Raw genomic sequence first — 17,633 nt, forward strand, 5'->3', positions numbered from 1 at the left:
AAAATCTTGTATTTATAAATACTGACATGATAGCAAAAAAGCTGCAATATTCAGTGCAACTAATATCTCCATTATTAATTTATGTAGCAGTTTTTGTAGCAATTATCTATTTGGCTGTATGTATATTTCTTTTTCTCAAGCAAACGCGATTTATTTTTTTTCCCTCTCCAGTTATTGAGACAACACCAGAGTTTTATAATTTACGTTTTGAAGATGTTTGGTTGCCTGTGTCAGCTAAATCAGGTAAGGTTGAACAGATTCATGGTTGGTGGATAGGAGCAAATCAACCAAATGCCAAAGTTTTGCTTTACCTGCACGGTAATAGTGTTAACATTGGTGCAAATGTTACTCGTGCAAATTGGTTTCATCAACTCGGGTTTAGCGTGTTATTAATTGATTACCGTGGTTTTGGTCGTAGTGAGGGCGGCTTTCCCAATGAATCGCGGGTGTATGAAGATGCAGCTACAGCTTGGAATTACCTAGTCTACCAGCAAAAGATTCCACCCAGCAAAATTTTTATTTACGGACATTCGCTGGGAGGTGCGGTAGCTATTGATTTGGCTCTTAAACATCCAAACGCTGCTGGCTTGGTTGTAGAAAGTTCTTTTACCTCGATCCGGAAAGTTCTCGCTTACAGGAACAATTTTTGGATGTTTCCAGTCGATATCATCCTGAGGCAGCATTTTGATTCGATCAGGAAGGTGCCAAACTTAAAAATTCCAGTTTTGTTTATTCATGGTACTGATGATGTCATTGTACCTGCTTTCATGAGCCAAGACTTACATGCTGCTGCTCCTGAACCAAAAAAATTGATTCTCGTTCCTGGTGCCGCACATAATAATGTGGTACAAGTCGCTCCTTCTGTATATTTAGAAGCTGTTCAGTCTTTTGTTACTCTCGTTGAGTCCTGAATTCTTAGCCCTTGAGTACAAACTTTACCAAAAATAAGAAAAACTCACCTACTCAGAATTTCTTAGTGGGGGATTAAGATTCATACTAATAGAAGACTACACCTATTTTCAATTTTGGTATTCTTGAGTTAACCGATTCTACGTTATACGTTCTTGATTGTTAAAATATAATTCGTATAAGTTCTAGCGTGGCCTCTAGAATTTTCAAAAAGAGGTATTTATCTCATGCCAGAATTCAATTGTCAAAATTTATTGGATTCTTGGTATGAAACTCTATAGATGAACACGACATTATTGAGTTAGCAGAATTTTTTGATTTTTCTTATATTTAAAAAAAATAACTCAGTAACATCCGGAAACATCAGGACACCGTAGAAGAGATTATACAGATAGAACTTCCCTTTGTTTAATTGCCGCAAGAGGCTCCCTACAATGGCTACTACATCATATTTGTTAAAAATTCTTGACAATCCAACTATTGAAATATCTCAAGATGAATTGCGGACGCTTTTAGGTGAAATAGAAGCTGAACTGCATCAGAGCAAAGTCTATCGCCGTGCTGTAGTCATCTTGCAAAAATTGCTAGGTTCTTCAACTGAGCAAGCCAATGTTTTGTTTAAAGCAGTAGGTAGAGAAGCGATTGGTTTAGCATTTCGGCAATTTGTGCAGCAATACCAAAAAGTTAAAGAGAACCCGCGCTCAGACAGCACGAGTGAAATGTCAACTATAGAAAAGACAAATTCTACCCATGAATCATTAGATGATTCATCACAAGGTTTAACAAGTGTTGTTGAGCAAAAAACGACCATCAAGACTGATGACAAAGCTCAATTACCATCAGAATCTCCAGTAGAAAGTCACAAGGCAAATAATTCCGCAAAAGCCAAACCAAACCGCCCGAAAACGAAAATTGGGTGGCGAACTCCTGGTAAAAAACGCAAACAAGCTGAACTAGCCAAGCAAATGGCAGCCGAGCAACGAGTGGAAACTCTGCGTCAAATCGGTCAACAACTACGGCAAGCTCGCCAATCCCAAGGTCTTTCTCTGAGCCAACTTCACGTTTATACTCACGTACCTCTGCATCATATGGAGGCACTGGAAAAGGGTGATTTGGAGTTATTACCAGAGGATGTGTATCTTCGTGGTTTTATCCGGGTTATGGCTAATGCTCTTGGATTGAATGGCACAGATTTAGCTGCTTCCTTGCCTGCACCAGAGCCAGTAAAAGCAATTTTACCTGCTAAGTATGAGCATAAAAGTAATTTTGGATTAGGAATAGCACTGCATCCTGTACATTTTTACCTAGGCTATGCAGCCCTTGTCGCTGGCTCAGTCGGAGGATTATCAATCATGGCGTCCCAACAAGCAAGTGCAGACAAAAGGATGGATAAAGATGCAGCAACTTCACCCTCTTCATCATTCACTAAGTCATCGCAGGAAACAAAACCAATTTCTAAGCCCGGGCTGTCTAATCGTGTGAGTGTCACCGTTGGACCTGATATTGCCCCACCCGAAGCTCTTTAAGAGTCATGAGTGATGAGTGAACAATACTGTAGAGACTGTACAGTACAGTCTCTACTATGTGATTCAAACAAGAACTACTACATATAAGATTCCTATCTGAGTTTATATTAAGCGTTAAGAGTTTCCTGTTAAGCGTTAAGCATTAAGAGTTCCCTATTCCCTTTTTCGGTAAGGGAACCTAGATTGTCTGAAATCAGACTCTTAATTATAAGAGTCATGAGGTGCAAGATTTGAGATTTATTAAATTCCCTGATCAGAAATCCGGAAAGTTCAGAAAACTTGATGTATATTGATTACGATTAATAAAAGACAGTAAAAACACGAACTAAGACAGCAACAATATTATGATTTGCTGCCTAAATCCCGAATGCTCTTATCCCCTAAATTCACAAGGAAGAAATTTCTGTGAAAATTGCGGGGCAGATTTGATTGAGTTACTCAGGGGTCGTTACCGCATTATCAAACCATTAGGAGGCGGCGGATTTGCTCGCACCTACCTTGCTGAGGATGCAGATAAGCTTGATGAGAAATGTGTTGTCAAGCAACTAGCACCACAAGTTCAAGGAAGCTGGTCACGCCAAAAGGCGATGGAGTTGTTTCAGCAAGAAGCAAAACGTTTACAACATTTGGGGGAACATCGCCAAATTCCTACCCTCTATGGCTATTTTAAAGAACGTAACTACCTTTATTTGGTGCAGCAGTTTATCGAAGGGGACGATCTGTTGCAGGAGTTAAAACACAAGGGTGTGTTTGATGAAGCAAAGATTCAAGAATTCTTGCAAGATTTATTACCTGTTCTGGTAGCGGTACATGAGCAGCAGGTGATTCACCGAGATATTAAGCCAGAAAACATCCTTCGCCGTGAAAGTGATGGTAAGTTGGTGCTGCTTGATTTTGGGGTATCGAAGCGAAAGACTGGAACAGTCCATGCGAAACCAGGAACGAGTATTGGTTCATTTGGTTATGCACCTTATGAGCAAATGTACTCGGGTGAAGCTTATCCTGCGAGTGACCTCTATAGCTTGGGAGCAACGACTTTTCATTTGTTGACTGGTGTTTCACCGTGGGAGATATGGATGAAACAGGGCTATAGCTGGACTTCTAGCTGGCGGCAGTATTTAAGATACCCAATCACTGAAAAGTTAGGGCTAATTATTGATAATTTATTACAAGAGGATTATAAACAACGTTATCAGACAGCAGAAGCTGTTTTACAAGATTCGTTTTTTGTGTTGTCCCCACAGCCTAGCCTACAGCATACAATACTCTCGCCTGTTCAACCAGAAACACTGACGCAACAAATTCAACAGCAGCCACCACAATATCAAGGGCAGTTCTCCATAGAGAAATTATTGCCTTGGGCAATTCTAACAGGTTCAGGGAGTTCGTTTCTTTTGATCGCCCTCCTGAGTTCTGTTGGAACTATTTGGATCAGCTCTAGTTTATGGTTATTCATTTTCCTAGGATTCATCTTTGTCCAGCCTTCTTCAGTTTTTGAAAAAACTTATTTATTTATCGTTACCGGAATCACAACATTATTTATTGTATTTATCTACAAGAATTTTTACATTGTTAATCTTCTTAAAGCAGGCATAGATGGATTCTTAGTTTTAATCTTGCTAGCCATTCTTGCTGGATTACTAACTTTTACTCTCTTGACTGTTTCTCAAATATTGAACAGCTTTATCTCGAAATACTTCTAATTTTAGAGATAAATTTTGGTTGGCTGAGGTTGTGTATATGAAAAATCAAGAAAATATTCGCCTCTTTATTTCTTTGGGGCTGGCTGGATTATTAATAGCAGCCATTTTATGGTTATTGGGTAGAGTCGTTCGTCCAGAAAAAGAGTATTCTGGGCAATTTCAACCAAATAGCGCTTCAATTTCTCCATCTTATATCAATTCACCTTTAAAAAACCGAATGAGCTTGGGTGAAAAAGTTTTTGTCAGGGAAGGAAGACCCCCTGATAAAGATGCTGGAAGCAAGGCATTTGAAGCTGGTGACTTTAGCACTGCTGTCAGTAAATTCCAAGTATCCTTGCAAGCTAAACGTAATGATCCGGAAACATTAATTTATTTGAATAATGCCAAAATTGGAAAATCAAAATCCCTAAAGGTTGCTGTCGTTGTACCAATTGGTATTTCTTTAAATGAAGGAGAAGAGACTTTACGCGGAGTGGCTCAAGCTCAAGATGAAGTGAATAGCAGTGGAGGAATTAATGGGCTACCGTTGCAACTTGAGATTATTAGTATTGATAACTTTGATATGATGAAAGAACTCAGCACGGAATTGGTTAAGGATACCAGTATCGTAGCTGTTGTTGGGTTTAGCCGCGATCCATCAATTTATAATAAAGATGGCTTGGTAATGGTTTCAACAGTCAATCCCAAAAAACCATCTCAACCAACAAAATACGTTTTTTATGCGACTCCAAAGTTTGATGTTTTTAGTGATGCGATCGCCAACTATATCATTAAAAAAAATCGCCTCACCAACATCGCTATTTGTAGTGACTCTACATTTATAGTTAACCAGGAAAAAGTCAGTCAGGAAATTGTAGAACAATATACTGATTCGATTAAAAAATATGGAGGTAAAGTTACCAGTACAGCTTGTGATTTGAGCGCTCCGAATTTTCAGCCAAGTGCTTTTCTCACTCAAGCCATTAGTGATGGAGCGGAAGGTTTGATACTCATTCCTAGACCAGATAAACTGAACTTAGCTATTGATGTGGCACGAGAAAATAAAGGTAGACTCCCGCTTTTCAGTTACCAAGGGATGTACACTGAAAAAACTTTAAAGTATGGGCAAGCAGATGTCAAAGGAATGGTGCTTGGTGTCTCTTGGCATAATGATACTGTTGGAAACAAATCTTTTGCTCAGAAAGCCGTTGGGCTGTGGGGTGGAGAAGTGAGTCCACGAACTGCGACAGCATATGATGCACTTCAAACAATTATCACTGGGTTGAAACAAGGCAACACCCGCCAAGAGTTACAAAAAGCTTTGTCTAATCCAAATTTCTCAGCTTTAGGAGCAACAGGAAAGATTCAGTTTTCGCAAACAGGCGATCGCAAGGGCGGAGTTTTTTTAGTCAAAGTGGAGCCTTGCAATCCTAGTCAGTCTTGCAATTCTAGTACTGGCTATCGTTTTAGACTTCTGGAGTGAGCGTCACTTCGCGCTACAGCAGTTTTCATCACTGAAGCGGCTAAGAGTAAGATTCCGACTTCCAAATTCTTCTTCAATTTTTAATAATTTGAGACTGCCCAATCTTCCATGAATAGCTAGAAATCAAATTAGTCAGAATATGAGCAACAATTGGTACTAACAAGTTATGACTAAACACAGCACTACAACCTAGCAATATTCCCACAATGCTTGCCCAAATAACATAAGGCCATTGTTGGGAACCACTCAGGTGTAAGACACCAAAGCAAATACTTGAGATAATCACAGCCGCATAGCTATATCCAAAGGCTGGTAACATCACACCCCGAAATAACAATTCTTCACTTAATCCAGGTAGCAACCCCAGCCATATCAAGTCTGGCAAAGCCAAAGGCTTTAGCACCATTTCTAAGTAAAAATCAGCGCTTTTACGATAGGGAACCCATAGGCGATAAGCTAAGCTACTTAAAGCGGTGATGCCTAAACCTAATAACACGCCCCAAAGCAACTCTGTTTGATCCCAGCGCCAAGGCATGAGGGCAAAGTTACCAAATTGTAGCCATAGCTTGGCGACTATCCATAAAAGTATTGCAGTCACTCCCATCGCCACCAGCACTTGAGTGCGTGTCAAATAAGGGATTTCTGGCTCTTGCTTCTGCTGTTGTGCCACGATAATCTATGAGGGGACAAGGGGACAAGGAGAAAAAATAACTTCTTAACTATTTATTAGAGATTGTAAAGGGGATATATTTGGACCCAGAGCAGATGGGTTAATGCCTGCCTTGAGGGCGGCTAATACACCGACTGCCTCTAAATATGTGTTTACCTGTATTGATTTTATCCCTAAAGGTTGAGGTCGAACCTGTACCTGAGTCTGATTTTCCTCCACAGTAATGATTTGGCATCGCCTGTTCTGACTTAAACTCAGTAAAGCGCTGTTGCCACAAGCAGTTGCTGGTACAATTGCTGCATCAACTTGGTTTGCCCAAATATCTCCAAATTCGGACAATTCGTATGACGTCCCAGTTAGAAACTGGGGTGCGCGGCTCAAGCCAACAAGCACGCATGGTAAAAAAGTATAACCTAATTCTTCAGCAGCAGAACGGGGAGATAAATTGGGATCTACAGGTGAAGGTAAGAAGGCGGGTGAATGGGCGCAAGGAACTTGAAAAGTTCGTACAATCAAATGACTAATCACAGCTTCTGCACCAGCAATCGGATCGACTCCTTTACCTAGGCGGTAGTTTTGGTCTGCTTGTTCATCCAGAGTATCAGGAAAACGAGCAACAACTGCGATCGCCTCCGCCCCTGCTTTTTTAATTAAAACTTCCGCCGCCCGTAATAAACTATCTGGGTTGCCTATCGTTCCCCAACTTATTCCTGATGCCGATTCTCGTAATTCTACGTTTAATGGTGCATCAGTTATGACGTAATCTGTCATGGATAATCCCAGAGTTGCTCTGGCTGCATCCGCTGCCTGTAAGTGTCGTAGCCGTAACTCTGGTTCTATTGCTTGGTCAAGAAGCAAACCTATTCGATTTTGATGAACTGGGCGTAAACCCCAGCATTCAGCAGCAAATTTGTCAAGTCCGTAACCTTCAACGTAGAAAGTGTTGGGCAGGTTCCAGTACAAACTGGCACCATTGAGGACATTGGGGTGGGTGATCAGGCGATCACAAACCTGTGAAGCAGCTTTGGCAACTGGCAATGCATCTCCCGCATAACCTCCTATTGCTGCCCCAATGCCTGTTGGGATAATCAAGATAGCGGTGTATTGACGCACTTAATCAAGTTAAAAAGAAGAATTCAGGATTCAGAAATCAGAAGTCACAAGTCACAAAGAAATTGCTATTTACTTGTGAATTGTTATTAGTTATTTCTAAGTAGGTCGGTATCATTTCATCTTAATACTAGACCTCACCCTCAATCCCTCTCCTTCATAAGGAGAGGGAAGCCGGAGGCAGGGTGAGGTTTACTAGCTACTGACTAACGAGTCATCATGAACCGTTGCTATTCGCTATTATCCATTAGCCTTCTGTAGTCACAACAGCTTCAACGGTACATGATTGTTGTTTTACATCTACAGATGTCACTGCCCAACGCAAAGGTTCTCCCTGTTTTTTCAACTCTACTTCAATTGCTTTTTGGAGTTCTGTGGGAGTTTCCTGTAGATCTATTTCTGCAGTAATAAAATGGGTTGTCATTGTTTCATTCCTTACTTAATTATATACACACTAAGACGGATATACAAACACGCTGTTTAAAGCATCTTTACTTACCAAATTGCAACTGATAAACAACTTCTTCCTTTTCGGCTTCAATTTTTAAATCAGAACGAGGATAAGCAACGCAAAGCAATACATAACCTTTTTTTTGCAGTTCTGGGCTTACACCCATGCCATCACTTTGATCTACGCTTCCGGATAGAATTTGGGCAGCACAAGTCGTACAAACACCAGCATGACAGGAACTTGGCAAATCTAATTGAGCCGCATCAGCAACTGATAAGATGGTTTCATTTTCGGGAACTTGCAAAGTCTGAGTTTTGCCTTGGTGGGTAATTTCAACGGTGTATGTTTTGGGCATATACAATAGCAATGCTGTGCAACGGACAAGTTAAATATCTTATCTTAGAAAAAGATGGACAACTCAAGAAAGAATCGCCAGCAAGAAGCTTAACTGGAAAAAGCTTGACTCGATAGGGCATGATCCAGTGATAATTATAAGTCCTTGCTAGACGAAAAAATTCACCTAGGAAGATTTATCACTTGTTCATCTGGCTTGTTACCGACAATCAGGGAAAACTACCCATAATGAATGGGCAATGATTGTAAACATTAAATCTAATTCTGGATCGAATATTTGGAGAGCAGAATGCTGGAATCATACCGCAGTCACGTTGCCGAAAGAGCAGCACTAGGAATTTCCCCCTTACCTTTAGATGCAAATCAAACATCAGAACTATGTGAATTATTAAAAAATCCGCCTGCGGGTGAAGAAGAGACATTACTGCACTTGTTGCGCGATCGCGTTCCTCCTGGAGTCGATCCAGCTGCATATGTCAAAGCTGGTTTCCTCACCGCCATAGCCAAAGAAGAAATCACTGTCCCCCTGATTTCACCAATCGAAGCTGTGCAATTGCTGGGGACGATGGTGGGTGGCTACAACGTTCAATCATTAATTGAACTCTTACAAACTCCCACCGTATCCGTATCACTATCTTCGGAAACTCCTTTGGTGATGGGTGGACAAGGAAAAGAACCTATAGCAGCATACGCCGCCACCGCCTTAAGCAAAACCCTGCTGGTGTATGACGCCTTCCACGATATTTTGGAATTATCCAAAACCAATCCTTTCGCCAAACGAGTGATAGACTCTTGGGCAGAAGCCGAGTGGTTTACCGTTCGTCCAGTTGTACCAGAATTCATCAGCGTTGTCGTTTTCAAAGTTCCGGGTGAGACAAACACCGACGACTTATCACCTGCGCCCCAAGCCATGACTCGCCCAGATATTCCCTTACACGCATTATCAATGCTGGAAAGTAAAATGCCTGGGGCGTTGGAAACCATTGCTGAGTTAAAGAAAAAAGGGTATCCTGTCGCCTACGTGGGAGATGTGGTTGGTACTGGTTCCTCCCGCAAGTCAGCAATTAACTCTGTACTATGGCACATTGGGGATGATATTCCTTTTGTACCCAATAAACGAGCAGGTGGATATATTTTAGGCTCAAGTATCGCCCCAATTTTCTTCAACACTGCTGAAGATGCTGGTGCTTTCCCCATCCAGTGCGATGTTAGCAACATGGAAACCGGGATGGTAATAACCATCTATCCCTACAAAGGAAACATCACTAATGAAGCAGGCGAAGTAATTTCCACCTTCACCCTCAAACCTGACAGCATTCTTGATGAAGTTCGCGCTGGTGGACGGATTCCCTTACTGATTGGACGCACTCTCACTGATAAAACAAGACTCGCACTTGGTTTAGAACCCAGCACAGCATTTACCCGTCCACAGCAACCTGCTGACACAGGTAAAGGCTACAGCTTGGCACAGAAAATGGTGGGTAAAGCCTGCGGCTTACCAGGTGTTCGTCCCGGTACCTACTGCGAACCCATGATGACGACTGTTGGTTCCCAGGATACCACAGGACCAATGACCCGCGATGAGTTAAAAGAACTCGCTTGTCTGGGTTTCTCTGCTGACTTGGTGATGCAGAGTTTTTGCCATACAGCAGCATATCCCAAACCTGTTGACATCAAAACTCATCAAGAACTACCTGAGTTTTTCTTTTCTCGTGGCGGAGTCGCATTGCGCCCCGGCGATGGAATCATCCACTCCTGGTTAAACCGGATGTTACTTCCCGACACCGTGGGAACTGGTGGCGACTCCCACACTCGTTTTCCCTTGGGTATTTCCTTCCCCGCCGGTTCCGGGTTAGTGGCGTTTGCTGGCGCGTTGGGTGTCATGCCCTTGGATATGCCAGAATCTGTTTTGGTACGTTTCAAAGGTGAATTGCAACCTGGCGTCACTTTACGGGATGTTGTGAATGCTATTCCCTACGTTGCAATTCAAAAAGGTTTACTAACGGTAGAGAAGAAGAACAAGAAAAATGTCTTTGCTGGGCGGATTTTGGAAATAGAAGGTTTGCCAGATTTGAAAGTTGAGCAAGCTTTTGAACTCACCGACGCTAGCGCCGAACGTTCTTGTGCAGGTTGTACTATCAAGCTCAGTATTGAGACAGTTTCCGAATATCTGCGTTCTAACATAACGTTGTTGAGAAATATGGTAGCACGCGGCTATCACGATGAGCGTACTATCATGCGTCGTGTTGCCAAAATGGAAGAGTGGTTAGCAAATCCAGTGCTATTGGAACCAGATGCAGACGCAGAATACGCGGAAATTCTTGAAATTGATTTAAACGAAATTCAAGAACCTATTGTCGCTGCTCCTAATGATCCTGATAATGTCAAATTATTATCGGAAGTTGCCAATGATCCAGTGCAAGAAGTTTTTGTTGGTTCTTGCATGACAAATATCGGTCATTATCGCGCGACTGGTAAAGTGTTAGAAAATGCAGGTTCTGTCAAGACTCGCTTGTGGATTTGTCCGCCGACTCGCATGGATGAACACCAACTTAAAGAAGAAGGTGTGTATGACGTTTTCGATGCTGCGGGTGCGCGGACAGAAATACCGGGATGTAGCTTGTGTATGGGTAATCAAGCGCGAGTTGCTGATGGTGTGACGGTGTTTTCTACTTCTACCCGCAACTTCAACAACCGTATGGGCAAAGATGCGCGAGTTTATCTTGGTTCAGCGGAGTTAGCAGCTGTTTGTGCGCTGTTAGGACGCATTCCCACAGTGCAGGAATATCTTGATATTGTGGCGAATAAGATTCATCCTTTTGCTGATAATTTGTATCGCTATTTGAACTTTGATCAAATTGCTGATTTTGAGGATGAAGGTAGAGTGATTCCGTTGGAAGAAATGCCCAGGATTGAGGATATTTTGGGTATGCCGACGGGGGCTGGTAGGAAGTAAGAGAATATCTATAAAATGCCCTTAGGCTAAAGTATAAGGTTACACTAAAAAAGTCCGCTAGTGCGGACTTTTTCGTGCAAATTGATCTGAAATTAGTCTTTCATGATATGAAAAGCAGTTTATCATTGTATAGAACAGTACATTAAGTTAGAAGTAAGGATGAAAGCATCAGAAACTACTCTCCGCAACTTATTAGAAGGTGGCAAACAGTTTCAAATACCTCTTTTTCAACGACCATATTCTTGGAAAGACGAGAACTGGGAAGCTTTGTGGAATGATTTGATGAGTATATATAGTGATGAGGTAAAAGGTTCTTATTTTCTTGGACCCATAGTAACACAAGCAGAATTAGGAACAGCCGACGGTATCACTCCATATGTAGTTATAGATGGGCAACAACGTCTCACTACCCTTAGTATTCTCTTAGCAGTACTACGGAATCATCTCAAGAAACCTGATAAACAAATGTCAGAACAGATACAGGAATTTTACTTGATAAACAAGTACCAAAAAAATGATGATCATTATAAAGTACTGCCTACCCAGGATGATCGCGAAGCATATAAGAGCATAATCGATAGTAAGGTAACTAAAGGTAAAAATAAAGAATTACAGTTAGGACAAATATATAATGCTTATAATTTTTTTGAGAAGCAAATGAGGAAACATGATCCAGAGCAGGATCTTCCTCTTGATTTGAGCAAGTTGAGAACAATCATTTTAGAGCGTTTAGTATTAGTAAATATTACTTCTGATACCAACGATAACCCCTATCTTATGTTTGAAAGCTTAAACAACAAGGGAGAAGAACTCAGTCAGGCAGATTTAGTTCGCAATTATATATTTATGAAGCTGCCTAATGAAGAACGAGAAGAAGTGTACAAAACAGAATGGCTTCCTCTTCAAGAAAGCTTTAAAGCTAATATGGAAAAGGATTATGCAGAGAAACTGAGTAATGCTTTTTTGTTCTATCTGCGTAAAGATGGACAGGCTGTTAACGAAAAAGAGGTCTATAAAACTATTAAAAAGCGCTTTGATGATTCTGCAAAATCGCATGATAAACCGGAATCAGGAATAAAAACGCAATTGCAAAATATGATCAAATTCACTCACTATTATAAGCGTCTTAATTTTGAAAATGAAGAGTCAGAACCTAAACTTAAACATTGGTTTCAGCGCTTTGAGAGATTGGATTTTAAGACGTGTCATATATTCCTGATGAATGTTTATAATGAATATCAAGATAAATGCTTATCACTGACAGAATTTGAACAGACTCTCAGATATTTAGAGTCTTACTTTGTACGCCGTTGGCTTGCTGGAGTTTCTACTAGGACTTTAGGGGCAGTATTTAATAGCTTGTACAATAAAGTTAAAAATAATAATCCTAATAATTTGGTAAGTTGTTTACGTGCAGTTCTAATAAGTTTCGAGAAAAGTCAACGCTGGCCTGATGATAATGAATTCTGTCAAGGACTGTGCAATGAAGCTTTATACAGTAAGAGTTCAAGTGTAAATGATAGAGTGAAGTTTCTGCTAGAGAGTATCGAAGAGTCGTTGACCAAGGAGTGCGTTGATTTTAAAGATATGTCTATTGAGCATATTATGCCCCAGAAGTCACCTTTACCTAAAGAGTGGCAGCAAATGTTAGGTGCTAATTACAGCAATGTACAAAAAAAATGGCTGCACACTTTGGGTAATCTTACATTAACAGGATATAATTCTGAGTTATCTAACGGATCTTTTGAAAAGAAGGTAATTCTTTTAAGAGATAGTAATGTTACTTTAAACCAATATTTCCGCAAAATAGATATTTGGAATGAAGAGGCAATTAAAACTCGTGCTGAATATTTAGCCGAAATAGCGATTAAAGTTTGGCCTCGATAAGAGGAATTTGAATTCAGAGAACACTGATGTTAGGTTAACACCTTACTAGACTTGCGATAAGCCGGAGGCTTGACGCTTCGCGTATCGCACACCCTCTCGGAACGCTAAAGTCATATTATGACGACAAAAGCCAAAATCCAGATGAAAGCTAATAAATATCCATTTGCTCAAGAACTGATCACTGATACTGAGGGTAACATCCAAAAAGTGGTCATAGATTTTGATGATTATCAACGTTTGCTAGAAGCCATTGAAGACGAAGGATTAATTCTTGCCATGAAAGAAGTGCAAGATGAAACACCGCTTAACCTCAATGAAGCATTAGCAGAACTTGAAAAAGAGCTTCACCAAAAAATGCTATTATCCTGATTCGGATAGGTGATTATCGTATTGGCATTATATATAAAGATATTTATCGCTATTTTCCGTAAACAGGTATTGCCCAGCAAAAATATTTTATTGCTAAAATTTTAAGATAAATTACCAAAAAAGTCATCATGTCTGAACAAAGTATAGTGACTAATGAGTCTCAAAATAATAGAGAGAATAGTTTTTCCGAAGTATCGATAACAGAATTACTGCAAGAAATTCAACAAACTCCCAGAGAATACTGGTCTAATTTACTTCAGATAATCCGTTTATTTCGTGAAAGTGTAATTTTAAAACCAGGATTATCAGAGACTTCTGAACAAGAAATTCCCGAAAACGACCGATTAATCCAACAGCATAAAGCCCTGAGCAAACTGACTAAAGAATGGATAGAGGAGGGGGATGAACAAGAACAAACAGAAACTTGGGAATATCTACGTCAAGCACTTGATGAAGACCGTCTTTCTAATCGTCCACTGTTCCCATGAGTAGGATGATCATGTTAGATAGTAGTCCATTGGGAATGGTGACAAATCCTAAAACGATTTCTGCTGAGTGTCAAGAGTGCAAAGTTTGGCTAGATACTTTGCCTCTCAAAGGGTACGAAGTGGTATTACCTGAAATTGCAGATTATGAGGTGCGGCGTGAGTTGCTAAGGGCTGGTAAAGTAGCTGGTATCAGGCGTCTTGACCAAATTAAAGCTGCGATTACCTATCTTCCCATTACCACAGAAGCGATTCTTTTGGCAGCTCAGTTGTCGGCACAAGCAAGACGTGTTGGCAAACCAACAGCAGATCCCAAAGCACTTGATGGGGAAGTGATTTTAGCGGCTCAGGCTATATTGGTTGCATCAGAAAGAAATGAGGTTATAGTTGCTACAACAAATGTAAGCCATTTATCCCAATTTATTGATGCTCGTGAATGGCGATTAATTTAGTATCAACGGGATGATTTCGTAGCGATTCAACCACTTGGGTGATGAGTGTTTAAGACTCGCCGACGAGTATCTACATCTCGCCGATGAGTGTTTGAGAAACAACATCAGTCCTTGCTTTGTCGGTAAAGAAGACTAAAGGTCTCACTACGAACTTATTAGGGTTCGTAACTCGAAAGTTCCGACACCAGAACACAATTTTATTTATCTCTCGTTGCCTTTATGGTTAAATAGTATGTCCACCAGATGTTTTAGATTTGATGGTGGGAGAAAAATCGGAGGCTAATATGTCAAAAGTATCACAAGACAAGCGAGTAGTCGTTGTTGGTGCTGGTTGGGCGGGTTTAGGCGCAACTGATTACCTAGCAAAACAAGGGTACCAGGTGACACTATTAGAGGCTGGTTCTTATCCTGGTGGATTGGTTGCGGGTTGGAAAACATCTGCAGGACGTTCTGTAGAAGCGGGTATTCATGGCTTCTGGTATCCTTACAGAAATATCTTTTCTTTGATGAATGAACTGGGAATTAGTCCCTTTACAAGTTGGACTCGTTCATCGCAATATTCTCCAGCAGGGTTAGAAGTTGAATCACCCATTTTTCAGGACTTACCGCAACTCCCCACTCCTCTAGGAACTTTCCTTTATACACAGTTTAAACGTTTGCCACTCGTTGATCGCATCAGTGCTCTGCCTTTGCTTTACGCGATTATTGATTTTGATAATTCTGATGAAGCTTGGCGGCGTTATGATTTTATCACTGCCCGTGAATTGTTTAAAGATTTTGGTGTTTCTGCACGACTCTACCACGAATCTTTTGAACCAATGTTATTGGTGGGCTTGTTTGCTCCTGGAGAACAGTGTTCGGCTGCAGCAGCTATAGGAATGCTTTACTATTTTATCTTGGCACATCAACCAGATTTTGATGTGGTTTGGTGCCGGGGAACCGTAGGAGAACAAATCTTCCGCCCTTGGGTAGAACGGATTGAAAAATCTGGGGCAAAAGTATTAGCAAATCGTCGAGTCAGTGACTTAATTGTTGATGGCAATAATCAAGTCACAGGAGTTGTTTGCAATGATGAAGTCTTTGATGCTGATGCAGTCGTTTTTGCTGTTGGTATCACTGGGATGAAAAAGATTTTATCAAATAGCCCCAGTTTACAAAAACGTGATGAATTTCGCAATCTCAGCAATCTAGGAGCGATTGATGTTTTAGCAACTCGGCTATGGTTTGACCGTAAGATTTCTATTAAACGTCCTTCTAATGCTTGCTTTGGTTTTGATAGAACAACGGGTTGGACATTTTTTGATTTGAATGCGTTGCATGATGAGTACCGTCACGAACCTGGTACAGTTGTTGAAGCTGATTTTTATCATGCTAATCAATTTCTTTCTTTAGAAGATGACGAAATTATTCCGATAGTTCACCGTTACTTAGCAAATTGTGTGCCCGAATTTCGTCAAGCCAAAGTTATTGATAGCAGCGTGATTCGTCTACCGCAGGCAGTATCTCACTTTGCTCCTGGTAGTTATCGTTATATGTTACCAGGGAAAACAAGTTTTAAAAATGTTTTTATGAGTGGTGATTGGATTGTAAACCGCCACGGTTCTTGGTCGCAAGAAAAGGCTTACGTCACAGGTTTAGAAGCAGCAAATTTAGTGATTTCCTATTTTGGAAAAGGTGCACCAGCCAATATTCTACCTGTGCAAGCGGATGAGCCACACATTCAATTGGCAAGAACTGTTAACAAAACTGCGCGTCAAATTGGTAAATCTATTTTGCCGGAATTTTGGTTACCGTAAGTTACACTCACCCGTGAGGAGAGTGTAGGAGTGTCAACAGGGGTGTAAGGGTGTAAGGGTGTAAGGGTGTAGGGGGAACCTCTGCCCCTGCGGGGAGTTCAAAGTTAAAAGCAGAGCTAGCGAGTCCCCTACGCCCAAACGCGCGTTATGGGCGCAGTACTCTTGAGGCAAATACGATGGATTGTTGTTTTAGTAACGCCACCAAGTTTTTTGCACGTGACTGAGAATAGCCATAGCGATCGCCGCAAGCAGCAACAGCCAAATCAATCCTCCTGGAAGAAAAGTGAGAATACCAAAACCCCGCAGAACCCAAACAGCGATCGCAATACCGAGAAAAGCCCCAAAACCCTGGTTTAATTTACGATTTAATTTAGACGAACTCATCTTATTTCCCTTAAACTCAACAATCACTGCATTTTATATGTAGTAACAATCGTAGTCACTAAATCTGAAAGCTGCAAAGAAAAATCAGACCAGAGGTGGATGCAGTTAAAGCGATCATTATATTCTGAAGCAATTCTATAAAAATCTACTGTATAGCAGTTGCCAGGTAGATTAGGACGTCAACTAATTAGAAAATACGGACAGCACCAGACTTTCACACGCCTGCTCCCTGCTCCCTGTTAAGCGTTCCCTACTCTACAAGAAGTTCCTGATCTTTACTCGCAATCGTAAGTATTTTTACTGAAAAACCCCCAAATTCGCTATTTTGTGAATAAAATTGTCATTGTATGCTGTCAGAAAACACAATATTTTGATATTAGTGATAAACCTGACATATGATAAGCGTGAAGTTTTGGTAATAATGACTAGAGCATGACTGTTTCCGGAAAACTCTCATATTTTACTGGAGCTAGAATTAATGACTTGGACTGTATACCAAGTTAGATGTTCACCAGCTTAAACTTATGACGTTGATGTGTTAAGGAGTGACTGAAAAAAGTATGTCTGCGTCCTTTACCTCAGATTCGGTTCCTACAGATTCAAGTATGCCTTGGACTCAAGATAAACAAAGATTACTGATGCAAGGTGAAATTCTGGTGCAAACGCGATCGCACACAGCTTGGGGTGGTGCTGTCACCGCTTGGATGTATTTGCCTTTAGTGCGATCAAATGTCTGGCAACAGTTAACAGATTACCCGCGTTGGGTACAATATTTTCCGGATGTAATCAAAAGCGAAGTTTTGCAGTCTGGTGAGATGAAACGTTTGTATCAATCGGCACAAAAGACATTTTTCTTTTTCACTGCTCAAGTAGAAATTTACCTTGATGTCGTGGAAGAATTTGGGCAGCACATACAATTTAGGCTGCAAAAAGGGAATTTTCACGATTTTACAGCCAATTTAGACCTAAAAGATTGTGGTGACGGGACTTTACTAAGCTATACTGTGCAAGCAACGCCTACCATTCCCATACCATCAATTTTCATTCAGCAAGCCATGAACTTTGAATTGCCTGCGAATATGCGTAAAATGCGACAAGTTCTTTGTAAGGGTCAGTAAA

16 protein-coding genes are annotated in these 17,633 nt (G+C 40.8%); 11 read left to right on the plus strand and 5 right to left on the minus strand.

The window, feature by feature from the left end; translation table 11 throughout:
* The first annotated feature begins 26 nt into the window (after positions 1 to 26).
* From AC5JM2_RS26435 to AC5JM2_RS26450, 4 genes are all read left to right on the plus strand, one after another.
* Entirely contained in the window at positions 27 to 911 is an 885-nt protein-coding gene (locus AC5JM2_RS26435) for an alpha/beta hydrolase (protein WP_495837791.1), read from the plus strand.
* 432 nt (positions 912 to 1,343) lie between these two features.
* On the plus strand, positions 1,344 to 2,435 hold the full coding sequence (locus tag AC5JM2_RS26440) for a helix-turn-helix domain-containing protein (RefSeq protein WP_495837792.1): 1,092 nt from the start codon (positions 1,344 to 1,346) through the stop codon (positions 2,433 to 2,435).
* Positions 2,436 to 2,779: 344 nt separating this feature from the next.
* Positions 2,780 to 4,138, plus strand: coding sequence for a protein kinase domain-containing protein (locus tag AC5JM2_RS26445; RefSeq protein WP_495837793.1), 1,359 nt, complete (start codon positions 2,780 to 2,782; stop codon positions 4,136 to 4,138).
* Between the two features lie 37 nt (positions 4,139 to 4,175).
* On the plus strand, positions 4,176 to 5,600 hold the full coding sequence (locus tag AC5JM2_RS26450) for an ABC transporter substrate-binding protein (protein ID WP_495837794.1): 1,425 nt from the start codon (positions 4,176 to 4,178) through the stop codon (positions 5,598 to 5,600).
* A 73-nt stretch (positions 5,601 to 5,673) separates the two neighbouring features.
* On the opposite strand, the gene AC5JM2_RS26455 is transcribed toward AC5JM2_RS26450, so the two are convergent.
* The 4 genes from AC5JM2_RS26455 to AC5JM2_RS26470 all read right to left on the minus strand — a co-directional run bounded on the left by AC5JM2_RS26455 (position 5,674) and on the right by AC5JM2_RS26470 (position 8,186).
* On the minus strand, positions 5,674 to 6,270 hold the full coding sequence (locus AC5JM2_RS26455) for a CPBP family intramembrane glutamic endopeptidase (RefSeq protein ID WP_495837795.1): 597 nt from the start codon (positions 6,268 to 6,270) through the stop codon (positions 5,674 to 5,676).
* Positions 6,271 to 6,315: 45 nt separating this feature from the next.
* A complete protein-coding gene (locus AC5JM2_RS26460; RefSeq protein WP_495837796.1) occupies positions 6,316 to 7,383 on the minus strand; it encodes a DUF3326 domain-containing protein in 1,068 nt (355 codons plus the stop codon).
* A 244-nt stretch (positions 7,384 to 7,627) separates the two neighbouring features.
* Positions 7,628 to 7,804 (minus strand): DUF8621 family protein, encoded by a 177-nt coding sequence (locus AC5JM2_RS26465; RefSeq protein ID WP_169153755.1) that lies wholly within the window; start codon positions 7,802 to 7,804, stop codon positions 7,628 to 7,630.
* A 67-nt stretch (positions 7,805 to 7,871) separates the two neighbouring features.
* Positions 7,872 to 8,186, minus strand: a complete 315-nt coding sequence (locus AC5JM2_RS26470; RefSeq protein WP_210615118.1) for a 2Fe-2S iron-sulfur cluster-binding protein — start codon at positions 8,184 to 8,186, stop codon at positions 7,872 to 7,874.
* A 288-nt stretch (positions 8,187 to 8,474) separates the two neighbouring features.
* Between AC5JM2_RS26470 and acnB the strand changes: the two genes are divergently transcribed.
* The 6 genes from acnB to AC5JM2_RS26500 all read left to right on the plus strand — a co-directional run bounded on the left by acnB (position 8,475) and on the right by AC5JM2_RS26500 (position 16,130).
* On the plus strand, positions 8,475 to 11,141 hold the full coding sequence (gene acnB / locus AC5JM2_RS26475; RefSeq protein WP_495837797.1) for a bifunctional aconitate hydratase 2/2-methylisocitrate dehydratase: 2,667 nt from the start codon (positions 8,475 to 8,477) through the stop codon (positions 11,139 to 11,141).
* Positions 11,142 to 11,300: 159 nt separating this feature from the next.
* Positions 11,301 to 13,028, plus strand: coding sequence for a DUF262 domain-containing protein (locus AC5JM2_RS26480; RefSeq protein ID WP_495837798.1), 1,728 nt, complete (start codon positions 11,301 to 11,303; stop codon positions 13,026 to 13,028).
* Between the two features lie 117 nt (positions 13,029 to 13,145).
* Positions 13,146 to 13,397, plus strand: coding sequence for a RelB antitoxin-like protein (locus AC5JM2_RS26485; RefSeq protein WP_495837799.1), 252 nt, complete (start codon positions 13,146 to 13,148; stop codon positions 13,395 to 13,397).
* 128 nt (positions 13,398 to 13,525) lie between these two features.
* Positions 13,526 to 13,885, plus strand: coding sequence for a hypothetical protein (locus AC5JM2_RS26490; RefSeq protein ID WP_495837800.1), 360 nt, complete (start codon positions 13,526 to 13,528; stop codon positions 13,883 to 13,885).
* Positions 13,886 to 13,896: 11 nt separating this feature from the next.
* Positions 13,897 to 14,334: a type II toxin-antitoxin system VapC family toxin gene (locus AC5JM2_RS26495; RefSeq protein ID WP_495837801.1), complete on the plus strand. Its 438-nt coding sequence runs from the start codon at positions 13,897 to 13,899 to the stop codon at positions 14,332 to 14,334.
* Positions 14,335 to 14,618: 284 nt separating this feature from the next.
* Positions 14,619 to 16,130 (plus strand): hydroxysqualene dehydroxylase, encoded by a 1,512-nt coding sequence (locus tag AC5JM2_RS26500; protein WP_495837802.1) that lies wholly within the window; start codon positions 14,619 to 14,621, stop codon positions 16,128 to 16,130.
* A gap of 189 nt (positions 16,131 to 16,319) precedes the next feature.
* Here the strand turns inward: AC5JM2_RS26500 and AC5JM2_RS26505 are convergent, their stop codons facing one another.
* Complete coding sequence (locus tag AC5JM2_RS26505) at positions 16,320 to 16,514, minus strand: hypothetical protein (protein ID WP_495837803.1); 195 nt, start codon at positions 16,512 to 16,514, stop codon at positions 16,320 to 16,322.
* Between the two features lie 560 nt (positions 16,515 to 17,074).
* On the opposite strand from AC5JM2_RS26505, the gene AC5JM2_RS26510 reads away from it, so the two are divergent.
* Positions 17,075 to 17,632: an SRPBCC family protein gene (locus AC5JM2_RS26510; RefSeq protein WP_495837804.1), complete on the plus strand. Its 558-nt coding sequence runs from the start codon at positions 17,075 to 17,077 to the stop codon at positions 17,630 to 17,632.
* The last annotated feature ends 1 nt before the right edge of the window (position 17,633 follow it).

The organism is Brasilonema angustatum, assembly GCF_059505445.1.